Consider the following 15,697-nt stretch of genomic DNA (forward strand, 5'->3'; position numbering starts at 1 on the left):
TTATTTGTTGTTAATGAGTTCTATCTCAATTTGTTTGGCGGTCTCAACGCGAATGGCAAGATGAGAGCCATTAATATCCAGGTATAGTGGATCTCCAAAAGGAGCAATTTGAAGTAATTCAACCTCATTGCCCGGCAAACAGCCCATTTCCAAAAGTTTTAATGGTACAGAATCGATATCAAAATCCAGTATGATGGCTTTTTGGCCTTTTTTGAGAGAATGTATCGTTGTTTGCAAAGCTTATTTAGATTGAATTAAGATTGCAAAAATACATTTTTTATTATAATTAATGTTGATTATTATCAGATTTAGTCATTTTTTTCATTCTCACAAAGCCAGTTAATATCTTCGATCAATCGTTGGATTTCTTCTTTCTTTGTTCCGTCATAAAAACCTCGCACTCTTCTTTTTTGGTCCACCAATACAAAATTCTCGGTATGAACCATATCATACAATTGTTCCGGTTTTCCAAGTTTTACTGCCAAATAGGATTTTCGGGCCATGGTATAGATTTCTTTTTTGTCGCCAGTCACCAGATTCCACTTTCCATCGATGACACCATATTTTTTGGCATAGGCTTTTAGGGCAGGAACACTGTCTGTTTCTGGAAAAACAGTGTGGGAAAGCAACATTACTTTTGGATTGTGCTGCACTGCTTTTTGGACATCAACTAGATTGGTGGTCATTTTTGGGCAAATAGAACCACAAGTAGTAAAGAAAAAATCGGCTACATATACTTTGCCTTCATAATCTTTTTGGGTAATTGTTTTTCCGTTTTGGTTCACAAAAGAAAAATTGGCAATCGTGTGGTACTTGCTTACATATTGTACGGTGCTGTCCACCAATTCTGGGTTTACATCGGCAGGATTATAGATAGGCAATGTTTTAGCGGGTTTTAATGCCCCGTAAAACAGGTAAATCGTTATGGAAGAAAAAATCAATACACCAACAATGTAGGTTCTGTATTTTTTTAAAATTGACAACATAAAAATGATTTGGTGCAAAAATACAAAAAGGAGTTTCTTTTTTTGGATTATTTAATTTTTAGATTTATTTAAAATAATTTAACAAACCAATGAATTTTTAAATATGTTTGTAACAATTTCTAAATATTTAACAAATGAATAACGTATTGATCAAAAGACTTTTTTTTGTGATTCCAGCGCTGATTTGGGTGTCTGAAAGCCAGGCACAATCAGTTGCAAAAAAGATTGAACCGGGAATCAATGTCTCCTATATGGATAAAAACGCCAAACCGAATGATAATTTTTTTCGTTTTGTGAATGGTGCATGGTTAGACAAAACTGAAATTCCGTTGGACAGAACTTCTTGGGGAAGTTTTAATGAGTTAAGAGAAAAAACAGACAAAGATGCTTTGGCAATTTTGAAGCAAGCGTCCAAAAATCCTGCTTTCAAATCGAACACTGACGAAGGGAGAGCAATAAGTCTTTTCAAGACGATTATGGATACCGTTGCACGCAATAAGGCAGGAATAGCTCCTTTGAAACCATATTTGGCTAAAATTGATAACGTGAAAAACATTAAGGATTTACAAAAGGTTTTGGTTGAGTTGGAACCTGTTTTTCCTGCTGGTTTTTTTGGTGTGAGAATTGCGGCTGACAAAAAGGACAGTAATAAAAACATCTTAAATGTAGCGCCGGGAAGTCTGGGATTGCCAGACAAAGATTATTATTCATCTGTGGATAAGGATTCTAAAGAGAAAAAAGAAAAATACGAACAGCATGTTGCCAGAATGCTTCAACTTATAGGAGAAAATCAGGAGCAGGCTAAAGGTAACGCTTCCAGAATTTTGGCTTTGGAAACAGCACTATCCAGTTCTCGATTGGATAGAGTAGAACGAAGAGATGCTCGTTTGCAAAACAATCCAATGACTGTTGCCGATTTGCAAAAAATGACACCCGCAATAGAGTGGAATTCTTATTTTTTAGGTTTAGGGTTTAAAAAATTAGATACCATAAATGTTTTGCAACCCAGATACATGAAAGCGTTGCAGGCAATATTTACAGAAAACAAAGTTGCCGATTGGAAGGCATATCTGAAATGGACTATTCTTAATGCAACCGCCAAAGAGTTATCCAATAATGTAGAAGCCGCCAATTTTGATTTTTATGGAAAAACCTTAACGGGCGCAATCAAAGAAAGACCAAGAGATGACAGAGCTTTGCAGGTTATCAACACAACGATAGGGGAAACATTGGGAAAATTATATGTTGAAAAAATGTTTCCGGCTGAAGCCAAAGAAAAAGCAAACCTAATGATCAAAAATATCGTTTTGGCTTATCAGAACCGTATTCAGAATTTGCCTTGGATGTCACCAGAAACTAAGATTAAAGCAATCCAAAAATTGAAAACGATTAATCCAAAAATTGGATATCCTGATAAATGGAAGGATTATAGTGCATTGGTGATAAAAAATCCGGCAGAAGGCGGTAGTTATTTTGAAAATATGAGGAATTGCAGCCGTTGGAATTTCAAAACCGACATGGATAAACTTTCAAAACCAGTTGATAAAACAGAATGGCACATGTCTCCGCAAACTGTAAATGCGTATTACAATCCGTCGTATAATGAAATTGTATTTCCGGCTGCTATTTTGCAACCGCCATTTTACAATTACAAAGCAGACGAGGCTGTAAACTATGGAGGTATCGGAGCTGTAATTGGTCATGAAATATCTCATGGATTTGATGATTCCGGAGCCCGTTTCAACGCTGAAGGAAACCTTGTGAATTGGTGGACTGATGAAGATTTAAAACAATTTACTGCATTAGGAAGTTTACTCGCCAATCAATACAGTGCTTTGGAGCCACTTCCGGGAATCCATGTGGACGGGAAGTTTACTCTTGGTGAAAACATTGGAGATTTGGGAGGTGTAAATGCCGCTTATGATGGTTTGCAGTTGTTTTTGAAACCTAATAAAAACCCAGGATTAATTGATGGATATACACCAGAACAACGTTTCTTTATTTCTTGGGCTACAGTTTGGAGAACAAAAATGCGTGACGAAGCTATAAAAAGCCAAGTTAAAACAGATCCGCATACCCCAGGAATGTATCGAGCTTATGTACCAATTCAGAACGTTGATGCTTTTTATCAGGCATTCGACATAAAACAGGGTGATGGAATGTATGTTACTCCAGAGAAAAGAGTCAAGATTTGGTAATAGATTTATGATTTTTAAAAACAAAATCCCACTTGTCGTTTTGACAAATGGGATTTTGTTTTTTTAGGTTTGAACGTGTTTATTACTTAACCACTAGAACTAGAATTATTTCAATAAATACTCCTGCATAAATCGTATCGTAGCAAGGCGTTGATAATCGATATTTGCTTTCTTTTTAAAGCCGTGACCTTCGTCTTTGGCTTCAAGATACCAAACGGTGTTGCCTTGCGCTTTTAGTTTGTCTCTCATTTGAATAGCTTCTGTTACAGGAACTCTAGGGTCATTTTTCCCTTGAATGATAAACATTGGCTTTTTGATTTTGTCGGTATTGTTCAAAGGAGCCATTTTATCGAAAAATGCTGCCATTTTTTCGTCTCTTTCATCGCCATATTCGACTCTTCTTAAATCCCTACGATATTCCTCGGTATTTTTTAGAAAAGTATTGAAATTGGAGATTCCAACAATATCAACAGAACATTTTAATTTGTCGGCAAAATGATAGGCCGTTGCGAGAGTCATGTAACCACCATAGCTTCCGCCCATAATCATTATTCTGTCTTTGTCTAATTCGGGTTGGAGTGCAATCCAGTCCAGTAACGCTCCAATATCTTTTACAGAATCCTCTCTGAGAAATCCATTGTCTTTTGCCAAAAATGTTTTTCCAAAACCAGCGGAACCTCGAACATTTGGAAAAATTATGGAAATTCCCATTTCATTTGTGTAATAATTACTGGCACCCAAAAACGAAGCTTGTGACTGTGCTTCGGGACCGCCATGGATATTGATAAGAACGGGTCTTTTTCCTGTGAATTTTGGTGAGGCAGGATAATAAAAACCTGAAATCGTTAAATTATCAAAGCTTTTCCATTCTATGAATTTGGGAGTAGCCATATCAGATTGTTGCATTTCGCCAAGTTCACTTTCAGTCCACTGTTCAATTTTACCGCTTTTTAAGTTTAATTTAAAGACATCTGAGGAAGTTTGGGCTGTCGATTCAGAAAAGAAAATGTTCTCATTGTTTTTGGTAAAATCAACATTTCCAATTAGTCCTATCGGAATATTTTTAATTTCCTGATAAGATTTGTCAGCAGTATTCATAAGATACATTTTGTTTCTGCCTGCTTCATTGGTTACAAACACGATCTTTTTTTTGTCTTCAGAAATAGAATATTGTTCTACGTTCCAAGGAATTTTGGAAGTATAATACGTTATTTTTTTTGTTGATAAATTTAGCGTAGCCAATCGTGCAAATTCATTGTCGCGGTCGGTTACAAACCAAATTTCGTCTTGTTTATCGCTATATTTTGCATTGGTTTGAACAATGTTTTTTGATTTTCGGTCTGTAATTTCTGTTAGTTTGCCAGTTTCGGTGTCCAAAGCCCATAAATGGGATTCGTTTGCCGAAATATATTCGCTAACCAATAACTGTTTATTGTCTTTTGAAATATCCTCAATTCCCCAGCCACCACCTTTTACCTCAAGAATAAGCTTGTTTGAGGCTGGATTGTTTGGATCCATGTAATAAATATCCCTGTCTCCACCGTTTCTTTTGGTAGAGGAATAATAAAATCCTTTTCCGTCTTTGCGCCAAGTCACACCTCCGTTTTGCGATTTTCCTCCATCGGTTAGTAAGGTTGACTGCAGTGTTTTTAAATCCAATTTGAATAATTGTCCAAATTCATTACCGCCAATATCTTTGGAATAAATAAGATATTCCCCTTTGATAGGTTCATACGAAGCACCACTTACAGGCTCGTCAAAAAATGTAATTTGTTTTCTTGCACCCATCGGCATTGACACAAGATGCAATTGTGAAGTAGAACCAAATCGGGTGTTGATTATGATTTCGTTTTTTAAAGGATGAATTTCGGCTAAACTGGCGCCTCTTGCCTCCGAATATTTTTTAACCTGTCCAGCCAACTCACTCGGAATTGAGGCTATGTTTTCGGTTATTAAATTTTCATTTGGCGAGACATAATTTTGTTTTTGCTGCGCAGAGACAAATGATAATCCAATGAAAGTGGGGACTAATACGAAAAATTTGATTTTCATAAATTACTTTAGATTAAGGTTAGTATTATAATTTTTCTTTTTATACATCGCATAATTAATGAGATACAGGCCAATTAAGGTTATGCTTCCGCCAAAGACAATTGCCATCGTTAATGGCTCATCAAAAATGAGAGCTCCCAAAATAACTGCGACTATCGGGTTCATATAAGCATAAAGACTGCTCAATTCTGTTGGGAGTTTTTGCAGTGCATAAATAAAAGCAATAAAAGTCAATATTGAACCAAAGATAACCAAATAAGCAATTGACCACCAGGAATTTGCAGGAATTTCTGAAATTCTGATTCCTGTTCCTGTAGCACCAATCATCGCATAGAGAAGAATACTGGAAATAAACATTTGTAATCCCAAGCTAAAATACGGATTAAAACTCGCGGCTTTTTTCTTGGTATATAAAGTGCCAAAAGCCCAAGTAATTGTTGCTGCTATCGATAGAACTATTCCAAATCGAAAATTGGGTTGCAAAAAATCAAGAAGATGCTCATAAAAAACGACACAAACGCCACCAAAACAAACCAAGATTCCAAAAACGGCCAATCTGGTAATTCTTTCGCCTTTAAAAATGCTAATAAATACAATCCACACAGGGACCATCGCCCCAATGATAGCTCCCAATCCACTGCTAATGAATTTAACACCCCAAGTACTGAGGCCATTACTTAAAACAAAATTGAGCAAACTTAGAATGATGATGCTTTTCCATTGTTTTCCTTTGGGCCAAGGCGTTTTTTTTAAGATAAAGAAACACAAATAAAGAATTCCTGCAATAAATTGTCTCGTGGCGGCGACCTGCAGACCCGGCATGTGTGATACCGCTTCTTTGGAAGCCAACCAAGTAGTTCCCCAAAAAAAGCTCACCCAGCATAAGGCCAAAATAGGCAGTCCAATGGATTGTATTTTTGATTTAAAGGCAGTCTTAATTTTTGTTCTCAATTTATTTAAAGATAGTTTTTAATAAAACCATAGTTCAAAACCTTTTCGATATTGTGACTTAAAATCAACTTTTTAACAGAAGGTTCAGAATGGATAAACTGAGGTAAAGATAAGGCTAATTCAGTTGCTTTTTGTGTATAATATGCTTCTCTTGTTGGATGAAATGGGCATACGCCGTTGTAAATTTCGTTCCAGGAATTTAATGCGATGATTTTAAGGATAATACCAATGCAATCTTCCTGATGAATAAAATTGATGGGCGATTTCGGGTTTTCCAGATTTTGTTTTCCTGCTAAAAAATGAATTGGATTTCGGTCTTCGCCAATGAGTCCGCCAAAACGGAGAACCGTTGTTTTGAAATTGGAGTTCATTTGCAAAAGCATTTCGGCTTCCAATAATTGTTTACCGCTTTCGGTATCGGGTTTTGGAGGGGTTTCTTCGGTGATTGTTCCAGTGATTTCTCCATAAACCGATGTTGAACTCACAAAGAGCACATTCTCGACAGTTGATTTCTGGATATAAGGAATAAGTGTTTTTATTTTTTCGACAAAAATCTTTTCATTCGCAGTTGAAGCATCGTTGTTTTTTCCTCTTAATTGAGGCGGAATGTCGATAATTAAAGTTTCACTTCCATCGAGAAAGTCTGCAATAGTATTTCCATATTCGACTCCTCCATTGGAGAGGGTTGGGGTGAGGTTTATCAAAAATGGGGCGATGCCTGCCGACTTTAATGCCTGAAGTTTGCTTTCAGATGTAGTAGAACCTTTTACCGAAAAACCATTTGTTAGTAAGGCTTTCGCCAAAGGAAAACCCAGCCAACCGCAACCCAATATGCTAATTTGTGCCATTTGTACTTTGTAAATAGTTCTGCTGTTGGCAAAAGAACAAAATTTTTCTCAAGGTTTTTCCAATTGAATTCTCGCAAAGACGCAGAGGCGCAAAGTTTTGAGTCATTTTCTTTGCGCCTTCGCGTCTTTGCGAGAAAAAACAGCTATTAATTCACTTTCAATGTGTCTTTTGCTGCCTTTGGATTTTCGTTTATTATTGGTTTTAATACCGCAGGATTTACTACCGGAGCAATCACTTTCGGGGTTTTTCTTATTTTTTGAGAAATGATAACTGCATCGTTTAGGATAAAAGGAGTAGGCATCATCCAAGTTTCCCTTGGAGTCATCGAAAACAGCGGATTAGTCATTAAATCAAATGAACTCTCCATTACATCCATATCGAGAACTGTTGCTTTGTTTATAATGAATTGCAATACCAAAGGCTCATTGTTGACCACATAATAGCTCAACAGTTTTTGACCGTTTCGATCCAATTCTGTTCCTTCTTGTCCCAAAGTAGTTGCTCCATTTGCCTTGAAATTGTAAAAACGCATAATTTCATTAGCAAAAATGTCATAGCGGTTTACTTTTCGGTTTGGCGTGATTTGTATTTTCAAATATCTTTTGGAATCCACCACGCTGTCTCGTAGAAAAGTAATGCTTGGTCCGGCAATGACTTTCTGCGGCGCTTCTGCACAATAAGTAAATTCTGAATTGTATTTACTGAACAGCTTCAACTTATTGAAAATTTTTGCTCCTTTCGGGTTTTCGCCCAAATACCCTTTTGTCCAAGAATCGAGATTGGTATCATAGGTTAGCCAATATGATTTGTTGGTATTTGCATTATGGAGATAAACCAAACTGTTGGATTTGGCTTGACCCGATTCATAACCTGAATGGTATTGTGCTTTCGCAAAAAAGAGGACAGCCGCTAATAAGAACAATAATGACCAACTTCCTTTTTTGACATAATCTCCAAAAAGAGGCAAAAGCAATCCAAATAGCAAAACGGTCAAAATCGCGCTTCCAAACAACACTTTCAGTCCCAAACCAACCGGAAACATTACGATAAACGGAGCAACAATCAGCAAGGCAGGAATACCCAAAATGAGGTTTACAATCCAATTTGATTTTTGGGTGAAAACAAAAATGGCAAAGGCAACCAGTCCAAAATATACTGGAATAATAAGGAATCCTGCACCACGTAAACTATCGGCAAGGAATGCATTTAAAACAATCCAAAACAATAAGGGAGCCACATAATGTATCATTGTGACTTTTGGTTTGGAAGCAACTTTATAAAAGAAAAAACAAATCGAAATACTCAACAATACAAAAGAGGCAATGTAATCGTGTCCGTTGTAAGTGAATCCGTTGAGAAGGTCATTGTATTGCGAATTCAATATCAACAATCCCTGCCAACCATAATAAGTGATTAAACTACTTACAATCAAAGCACCCAAGAGCGGAAAAAATCCTTTCATAATTTCTCTTATCTTCAGCATTCTTTTGGCTTTCGCCAAAAATATCAAAACAAGTAGCAAACCGGCGGCGATCAATGTCATTGGCATTACCCAGGAAAATGGATAACTGATAAACGTAAACGGAATCGTAAAATAAACATCATCGGTTGTCGAAGCCGTGGCGTTCAAATCAGCATTAGAGAAATAATTTAGCAATGGCATCAAATACGAACCTTGATGTTTCAAGCTGTTTTTGTCCAAATGCGCTGCATCGTCCTGTTGCGTATGGTAATTAAAATGTCCGTCGATAAAAGCAAAATTAAATCCCTGAATATCGCCTTGTTCTCTAAAAACGGTTAAATCGGTATCATTCGGCAACATTTTATAAATGCTGTACATCAACGAATTTGAAACCGGATACGATACACCGGCTTTTGAAAATGCAGCAACCAAACCTGCATTTCCTTTGTTGGTTTCCATCAGCATATAACTCGGCCCCGATGAACCGCGGGCTTCAAAATTCAATACCAATCCTATTTCTTTGGCCCATTGGTGTTCAGTAACAAAAAGAGCGGCACCATTCAAGCCCAATTCTTCGGCATCGGTAAACAAAATAATGATATCGTTTTGATGTTTGGTTTTTGCATTCAAAAAGGCACGTACGCCTTCCAAAATTGTCGCCACGCCCGAGGCATCATCACTTGCTCCGTGCGAAAAAGAATGTGGTGCGCTGTCATAATGCGAGAGTAACAGCAATGCTTTACCATCTTTGGAACCCTTAATGCGACACATAATGTTTTTGGATTTCACCAAATTTCCCCAATCAGTCAGTGTGTAACCTTCCTGAACAGTTGCCTGTAAACCCAGTTTTTTGAGTTCGCGGATAATGTAACCGCCCACAACTTCGTGGTTTTGAGTTCCTACATAATGGGGTTGTTTGGCAATCGAATTAACGTGTTCCAAAGCCCTGCTGGTTGAAAATTCCGTTATTTTATTTTCCTCGCCAGCTGACCACGATGGCATCAGGGTAGCAAATAATAGTCCCAAAATCCCAAGGATGATGACAACGCTTATAATGGAGGAATAATTCTTTTTCATATTGTGGGGTTTTAAATGTCTTTTTTAACTAGCACATAATAATCATTTTCCAAAGCCATATAACCTTGGTTGTACAGGAAATAGTAGGTATTCCCAGACTTGGTATTCAATATGTTGGTGAAAAATTCAAAATCAAAACCCCTGCTCATCAGCTTGGTTTTGGTTGTTGTAGTTTTTCCGTCAGAATTTAATTCCGACAAAATTCGGTAATTTTTGCGCAATTTGTTATTGATATTGCGCATATAATTCGTACTGTCTTTATTTATTTTATTGTTGTAAGCATTTCGGCAGCCATCGCTACAGAACTTTTTGTCCTCGCGACCCACGAAAGGTTCTCCACATTCAAGACAAGTTTTCATAGTACTTTCTTTTTATAACAATTAATAATCAAAATTATTTCATTTTTTTGGAGCGAATGATAAGGCATTATTTGTAATCATGGGTTCCTGCTGTTGCCTTTATCTCTCCACTCCGTTACGAGGATATCGGCGCCATCGTTTCTGGTACTACAGCGGGTTTGGGATTAAATTAAGCCCATTCTTCGGATTGGCAAAATCATTCCAAATACAAAACCATCTTTCTATTAAACCTATTGCCCAAATCCGTTGTAGCTGTTACCTGAAGTTATTTTTTTTCAATCCACAAATTTCCCCCAGTATTGGAATAGGTAAGAGGTAAATCAGTAAAAGTATTTTTATGATGTTTGTGTAAGTATTCTGAAAATATTTTAATTTCAAACTTTTCATTATACATTAAAAATGCTTTTAAAATGTAGTCTTCATTCCAATTAAATCCTCTAAATACCCATTCTTTTGGGTATTCAAACGGATAAAAAACATCGTGAAAATGAATTAAAACACCACTATTAAGAATTGGTAAAATTTCAAATAAAATATAATTTACATCACTTCCAGTTTTTGTCACGTGTGTACTATCTACAAACAAGATATCTCCAGATTCAAGTTTTCGGAAAACATCTAATGAAATTAATTGAACATCTGATTCAATCACTTTTATTTTTTGTTTATCTTTTTCTGTCATTAATGAAAATAATCTTTCGGAATAAGGATCGATAAAAGTTAAATCAATTTGATTTTTAAAAAACAATTCATTGGTGTCTAACATAACTGCCGATGAAAATCCCGAACCAATTTCTATTATTCTTTTTGGTTTAAAATGTCTTATAAATGAATACAAAATAATGCCATCCGTATAAGAGTAGTATCCATTTTCAAATTGATACCTTATATTAGTTTGTTTTTCAGCTTTAAAAGGCATTTCATTATAGTATTGAGTAAATTGTTTAACTAGTTTTATTTGCTCATCTGTTCGCAAATCAACACCTTGAATACCATCTATTTCTACATTTTTCCATATTTCAGTTTCTCTTTTTTTAATATCTTCAATTGAAATAACTGGAGAATAGAAATGTCCATTAGGGTGAGCAGAATTTAAACTTTGTTTATATAAGACCCTAACGTATGGTAATTTATTTACAAAAGTTTTTATTTTATTTTTTAATTTCATAATCGGTTTTTTATAATTTCAGGTAACAGGGCTATTTAGGATTTATGGTTTTGTGAATGGTTTGTATTCACTTTTAAAAAATGGCTAATATTCAGCGCACAGTATTTCTCTCTAGATTAACTGTAGCCAAATATACATAAAAAAATTCCATTTACAAACGGTTACAAATAATTACAATCGAAAGTAAGCAGTTAGCAACCGAATAATTTTTGTAAGCCACCGCATCTTTGCCCCATCGAAATGAAACAAAGTATATGTCAATAGCAATAGCAAGTTTCAGTTTTAATAAAAATCATTTATACGCACTATTTAAATTTTACACGCCATGAAAAACAAAGTACTATTAATCGGAAACGCAGGAAATGACCCAACTATCAAATCTTTGGATGGAGGAAGAAAAGTCGCCAATTTAACCATCGCTACGCATGATCATTACAAAAACGACAAAGGGGAACGAGTAGAACAAACAGAATGGCATAACATTGTCGCGTGGGGAAAAACCGCCGAAATCATCGAAAAATTTGTTATCAAAGGTAAACAAATAGCCGTTGAAGGAAAACTCACCCACAGAAGTTATGATGATCAAAACGGTGTGAAACGATTCATCACCGAAGTACTGGTAAATGAAATTACACTGCTCGGGAAGTAGATTCTTGTTGCTCACAATTACATCTCGTAATTTCCAAAAAAAAAAAAAGAGTTCCATGGTTTTGGAACTCTTTTTCTCAATATTAACTAATTAACAATTGTCAGGGCTTATGATAAAACAACAGGAAATTGAAACCCGTTGGTATATTGCATTTTGAATGTGTTGTAATCAAGCCGATTTTTTCAGTAAATCAAACATTGGGCAACGACTGCAGCGCTTTTTTTCACTCTTTTTGTATTTTTCGCAACAATTCGATTTGCAGTTTGAAGCCACTTTACAACTGGACTTGCAACTCGATTTACAGCTTTCTATCGCTTTTATTTTCTTGAGGATTTCTTTTTTATCCTTTTTCTTCTTCTTATCCTTCTTTTCTTTTTCTTTCTTGCTCACTTTGTAAAGAATTAAAACCAAGACAAATGTATATTATTTTTATCTATTCTAAATAAACTTTAACATATTTGGAGTAAAAAAAATCCCCAAAAGGCAAATCATGCATTTTGGGGTTGCTATTCATTTCGTTGTAGAGACGTTGCAATGCAACGTCTCTGACTGCAACGTCTCTACAGTTGTTTTATTTGGCTGGAGCTGCGGCGCTGGCGATTGCCATTTGCTGAATATCACGATCAAAAAGATACAAACCGCCTTTGTCATCACCAATAAGGTTAATTTTATCCAAAATATTTTTGGCAGTTGCTTCTTCTTCAATTTGCTCGGCTACATACCATTGCAGAAAATTATGGGTGGCATAATCTTTTTCTTCAAATGTGATGTGAACCAACTTATTAATCGATTCCGAAACAAAAACTTCATGTTTGTATAATTCTTCAAACATTCCTTTGAAAGTTTCATAAGACGTTTTGGGTGCTTTCAGGTCGGTAACCTGAGCATGACCACCACGTTCATTAACATACTTGATTAATTTGAGCATATGCAAACGCTCTTCATCTGATTGGGCATACATAAACCTTGCAATTCCTTCGAGTCCATTTACCTCAGACCAACAAGCCATTGACAGATAAATTTGGGATGATTCTGCTTCGATACGAATTTGTTTATTCAGTGCTGTTTCAATATTTTTTAGTAACATGATTTCTGGTTTTTTAGTAAAATTAGAAAAAAAATAGTTAAATGAATGTCTTTTTATTTGCAAAAACGAAATAACACTGTCAATTTAGAATCTTTAAAAACGCCTTAAAATTGAACCAAAAAGTAAGAATGAATGGCTGAATTGCCCAAAATTGTAAGGTGAAAACTAAAATAAAAATTGGAGAAAAACTTTGTCATTTTCTTAGGAAACATTTCCCTAAATTTGCTGTCATTATTTAGTTATAAAAAAACGACTATGTTACAAATCGCATTTATTAGAGAGAATCAAGAGAAAGTAATCAAAGCTTTGGCCAAAAGAAATATGGATGCCAGAGGGATTGTTGAAGAAGTGGTAGGACTGGATGAAAAACGTCGTGCTACACAAGCCGAGTTGGACAACACTTTATCCGAATCTAATAAATTGTCCAAAGATATTGGGGATTTGATGAAAGCAGGGGAAAAGTCGAAAGCGGCTATCCTTAAAGAAAAAACGGTTTTATTAAAAGAGAAAAGCAAAGTATTGGGTGAAAATGCTGTCGCTTTAGCCAATGAACTAACAGAGAAACTGTACACTTTGCCAAATCTTCCGGCTGATATTGTTCCCGAAGGAAAAACCCCCGAAGATAATTTAAATGTTTTTGAGGAAGGAGAAATTCCCGTTTTGCACGAAGGAGCGCAACCGCATTGGGAATTGGTGAAAAAATATGACATCATCGATTTTGAATTGGGTGTAAAAATAACCGGGGCCGGATTTCCTGTTTACAAAGGAAAAGGTGCTCGTTTGCAACGCGCATTAATCAATTATTTCCTTGATAAAAATACAGAGGCAGGTTACAAAGAAGTTCAGGTTCCACATTTGGTAAATGAAGCTTCGGCTTATGGAACCGGGCAATTACCAGACAAAGAAGGGCAAATGTATCACGACGCTGCCGATGATTTGTACTTGATTCCAACTGCTGAGGTTCCTGTGACAAATATTTTCAGAGATGTTATTTTGACCGAAAATGAATTCCCGGTTAAATACACTGGTTATACGCCATGTTTCCGTCGTGAAGCGGGTTCATACGGGGCGCATGTACGTGGTTTGAATCGTTTGCATCAGTTTGATAAAGTCGAAATCGTTCGTGTGGAGCATCCTGATAAATCGTATGCAGCGCTAGACGAAATGGTAGAACATGTAAAAAGTCTTTTGCAGGATTTGAAATTGCCATACCGAATTTTGCGTCTTTGCGGAGGCGATATGGGATTTGCATCGGCATTGACTTATGATTTTGAGGTGTATTCTACGGCGCAAGAACGTTGGTTGGAAATATCATCGGTGTCTAATTTTGAGACTTTCCAGACCAATCGTTTGAAATTGCGTTTCAAAGACAAGGACGGTAAAAACCAGTTGGCACACACGCTAAACGGAAGTTCATTGGCTTTGCCAAGAGTCCTTGCCGGAATTTTGGAAAATTACCAAACGCCGGAAGGAATCGTGATACCAGAAGTGTTGCGACCATACTGTGGGTTTGATATCATCGATTAATTTCGATTAAAAATAGAAAAAGGGAAATCGCAAGATTTCCCTTTTTTATTAACCTGAATTCGATTGTTGGATAATGTATTTTTTGTCAAGTTTGTCATTCCGACAAAGCAGGGTGTTTTAGTTACTATAAATCTATTTTTTAGCCTTATCAAGTTCTCCTATTGTTAGGGTCAATAAGCCTTTGCTTTTGTTGTATATGTTTTGATATCCAGAATTTGTTGTTCCCTGCGAAGGTGTGCGGGTGATATTGGCGATTCGGGTTTTAAAATCGGTTATTTCTGTGTCGGTCAAATTAGAAGTGCTCATGACAACGACAAGCGATTTAAAACTTTTCTGTGAATTTGAGCTATTCGGAATTCTTGTTTTATTTGTAAAACGGGGATCATTGTAGATTGCTAAACTCTCGGGATCTTTGATTTCCGAAGCGGGGATTGCTCCTGCAAGATACAATTCGATGTCCGCATAATTATTGGCAACGCTCGTGAGTATTCCTTGTACTTTATCCCAATGACTTGTGAAATTTTGAGGTACCACCCAATTTCCCCAACGGTGAAACATTTCGTGTAAAACAGGACCACTATCAATGTTGTTTTTGTAAAGGAAATAAATACCCTGCAGTTTGCCTGATGAACCAAATTTTGAGCTGTGGTCAAATAAATCCAACCCAATACCTTGCGTATCATTTTTTACATGCTGAAATTCTCCGTAAGGCATCCCCTGCGGAAGATCTGCATTGTTCATTACTACGATGATGAAATCGAATTCGTCTTTTAGAGCGGGATAAATCTCTGTTTTACAAAGCGTTTTTATTTTTGCAGTCGCTTCTACAGAATTGATGGAATGGCTATTCCAGTAATTGTATTCTTCGGTTGATAATTTTAGAGCGCTAAAAGTATTTGAAGGTTCAATCTTTAAATTGGTAGTCACAGGAGGCGTTGCAGGTGTTGCCGGAGTTTCTTCATTGTTGCTATCACCGCTACAGGCAGCGAAAAACAAAATAAGAATAAGAAATAGAGGAGAAATTAGGTTTAATTTAGATTTGAATTCCATAAAGTTTTTTTGATTATTAAACAAAAATCAGACCGTAAAGGAAATTAAAATTTTAATACTAAAAAATTTGTACGATTACTTTGAATGGTTAATTTGAAGTTTCGAGATGGGACACAGATGATTAAGATTAAACAGATTCATAAAGATTTTTAATTATTTAAAAGCGTAAAATCTGCAAAAATCTGCGCCGTCAGCGTGAAAATAATCAATAAATCGGTTTCCCTAAAATAGATTTAGAATAATAATAATTACTTTTACCAACTTAATGAAACAACAGCTTTT

At 36.0% G+C, this 15,697-nt stretch carries 13 protein-coding genes; 3 read left to right on the forward strand and 10 right to left on the reverse strand.

The features are described from left to right. A complete protein-coding gene (locus tag EM308_RS04595; protein ID WP_035632871.1) occupies positions 1-237 on the reverse strand; it encodes a FeoA family protein in 237 nt (78 codons plus the stop codon). Positions 238-308: 71 nt separating this feature from the next. Next, entirely contained in the window at positions 309-986 is a 678-nt protein-coding gene (locus EM308_RS04600; protein ID WP_035632872.1) for an SCO family protein, read from the reverse strand. A gap of 134 nt (positions 987-1,120) precedes the next feature. Here EM308_RS04600 and EM308_RS04605 point away from each other — a divergent pair, with 134 nt between their 5' ends. Next, positions 1,121-3,184: a M13 family metallopeptidase gene (locus EM308_RS04605; RefSeq protein WP_035632874.1), complete on the forward strand. Its 2,064-nt coding sequence runs from the start codon at positions 1,121-1,123 to the stop codon at positions 3,182-3,184. A 105-nt stretch (positions 3,185-3,289) separates the two neighbouring features. On the opposite strand, the gene EM308_RS04610 is transcribed toward EM308_RS04605, so the two are convergent. The 6 genes from EM308_RS04610 to EM308_RS04635 all read right to left on the reverse strand — a co-directional run bounded on the left by EM308_RS04610 (position 3,290) and on the right by EM308_RS04635 (position 11,102). Next, positions 3,290-5,236, reverse strand: coding sequence for a S9 family peptidase (locus EM308_RS04610; RefSeq protein ID WP_051877594.1), 1,947 nt, complete (start codon positions 5,234-5,236; stop codon positions 3,290-3,292). Positions 5,237-5,239: 3 nt separating this feature from the next. Continuing rightward, positions 5,240-6,187 (reverse strand): DMT family transporter, encoded by a 948-nt coding sequence (locus EM308_RS04615; protein ID WP_035632876.1) that lies wholly within the window; start codon positions 6,185-6,187, stop codon positions 5,240-5,242. A gap of 5 nt (positions 6,188-6,192) precedes the next feature. Continuing rightward, a complete protein-coding gene (locus tag EM308_RS04620) occupies positions 6,193-7,035 on the reverse strand; it encodes an NAD-dependent epimerase/dehydratase family protein (RefSeq protein WP_070261784.1) in 843 nt (280 codons plus the stop codon). A gap of 146 nt (positions 7,036-7,181) precedes the next feature. Continuing rightward, positions 7,182-9,575, reverse strand: coding sequence for a M20/M25/M40 family metallo-hydrolase (locus EM308_RS04625; RefSeq protein ID WP_035635530.1), 2,394 nt, complete (start codon positions 9,573-9,575; stop codon positions 7,182-7,184). A gap of 11 nt (positions 9,576-9,586) precedes the next feature. Then, positions 9,587-9,934 (reverse strand): hypothetical protein, encoded by a 348-nt coding sequence (locus EM308_RS04630; protein ID WP_035635527.1) that lies wholly within the window; start codon positions 9,932-9,934, stop codon positions 9,587-9,589. A 265-nt stretch (positions 9,935-10,199) separates the two neighbouring features. After that, the gene (locus EM308_RS04635) at positions 10,200-11,102 is read right to left on the reverse strand and encodes a class I SAM-dependent methyltransferase (protein WP_035635525.1); all 903 of its coding nucleotides are present in this window, start codon (positions 11,100-11,102) and stop codon (positions 10,200-10,202) included. 325 nt (positions 11,103-11,427) lie between these two features. Here EM308_RS04635 and EM308_RS04640 point away from each other — a divergent pair, with 325 nt between their 5' ends. Further along, the gene (locus tag EM308_RS04640) at positions 11,428-11,751 is read left to right on the forward strand and encodes a single-stranded DNA-binding protein (protein ID WP_035635522.1); all 324 of its coding nucleotides are present in this window, start codon (positions 11,428-11,430) and stop codon (positions 11,749-11,751) included. Positions 11,752-12,322: 571 nt separating this feature from the next. Here EM308_RS04640 and EM308_RS04645 read toward each other — a convergent pair. Continuing rightward, positions 12,323-12,838 carry a ferritin gene (locus EM308_RS04645; RefSeq protein ID WP_035635519.1) on the reverse strand — a complete coding sequence of 172 codons (516 nt, stop codon included), beginning with the start codon at positions 12,836-12,838 and terminating at the stop codon, positions 12,323-12,325. Between the two features lie 255 nt (positions 12,839-13,093). Between EM308_RS04645 and serS the strand changes: the two genes are divergently transcribed. Then, positions 13,094-14,365 carry a serine--tRNA ligase gene (gene serS, locus EM308_RS04650; protein WP_035635516.1) on the forward strand — a complete coding sequence of 424 codons (1,272 nt, stop codon included), beginning with the start codon at positions 13,094-13,096 and terminating at the stop codon, positions 14,363-14,365. A 132-nt stretch (positions 14,366-14,497) separates the two neighbouring features. On the opposite strand, the gene EM308_RS04655 is transcribed toward serS, so the two are convergent. Next, complete coding sequence (locus tag EM308_RS04655; protein WP_051877687.1) at positions 14,498-15,415, reverse strand: hypothetical protein; 918 nt, start codon at positions 15,413-15,415, stop codon at positions 14,498-14,500. Between the last annotated feature and the right edge of the window lie 282 nt (positions 15,416-15,697).

This window comes from Flavobacterium gilvum, assembly GCF_001761465.1.
Classification (GTDB): Bacteria; Bacteroidota; Bacteroidia; order Flavobacteriales; family Flavobacteriaceae; genus Flavobacterium; species Flavobacterium gilvum.

Coding starts and splice junctions, on each gene's coding strand:
- EM308_RS04605 (WP_035632874.1), top strand. CDS start 1,121: ATGAATAACGTATTGATCAAAAGACTTTTTTTTGTGATTCCAGCGCTG.
- EM308_RS04640 (WP_035635522.1), top strand. CDS start 11,428: ATGAAAAACAAAGTACTATTAATCGGAAACGCAGGAAATGACCCAACT.
- EM308_RS04610 (WP_051877594.1), bottom strand. CDS start 5,236: ATGAAAATCAAATTTTTCGTATTAGTCCCCACTTTCATTGGATTATCA.
- EM308_RS04635 (WP_035635525.1), bottom strand. CDS start 11,102: ATGAAATTAAAAAATAAAATAAAAACTTTTGTAAATAAATTACCATAC.
- EM308_RS04625 (WP_035635530.1), bottom strand. CDS start 9,575: ATGAAAAAGAATTATTCCTCCATTATAAGCGTTGTCATCATCCTTGGG.
- serS (WP_035635516.1), top strand. CDS start 13,094: ATGTTACAAATCGCATTTATTAGAGAGAATCAAGAGAAAGTAATCAAA.
- EM308_RS04630 (WP_035635527.1), bottom strand. CDS start 9,934: ATGAAAACTTGTCTTGAATGTGGAGAACCTTTCGTGGGTCGCGAGGAC.
- EM308_RS04600 (WP_035632872.1), bottom strand. CDS start 986: ATGTTGTCAATTTTAAAAAAATACAGAACCTACATTGTTGGTGTATTG.
- EM308_RS04655 (WP_051877687.1), bottom strand. CDS start 15,415: ATGGAATTCAAATCTAAATTAAACCTAATTTCTCCTCTATTTCTTATT.
- EM308_RS04645 (WP_035635519.1), bottom strand. CDS start 12,838: ATGTTACTAAAAAATATTGAAACAGCACTGAATAAACAAATTCGTATC.
- EM308_RS04620 (WP_070261784.1), bottom strand. CDS start 7,035: ATGGCACAAATTAGCATATTGGGTTGCGGTTGGCTGGGTTTTCCTTTG.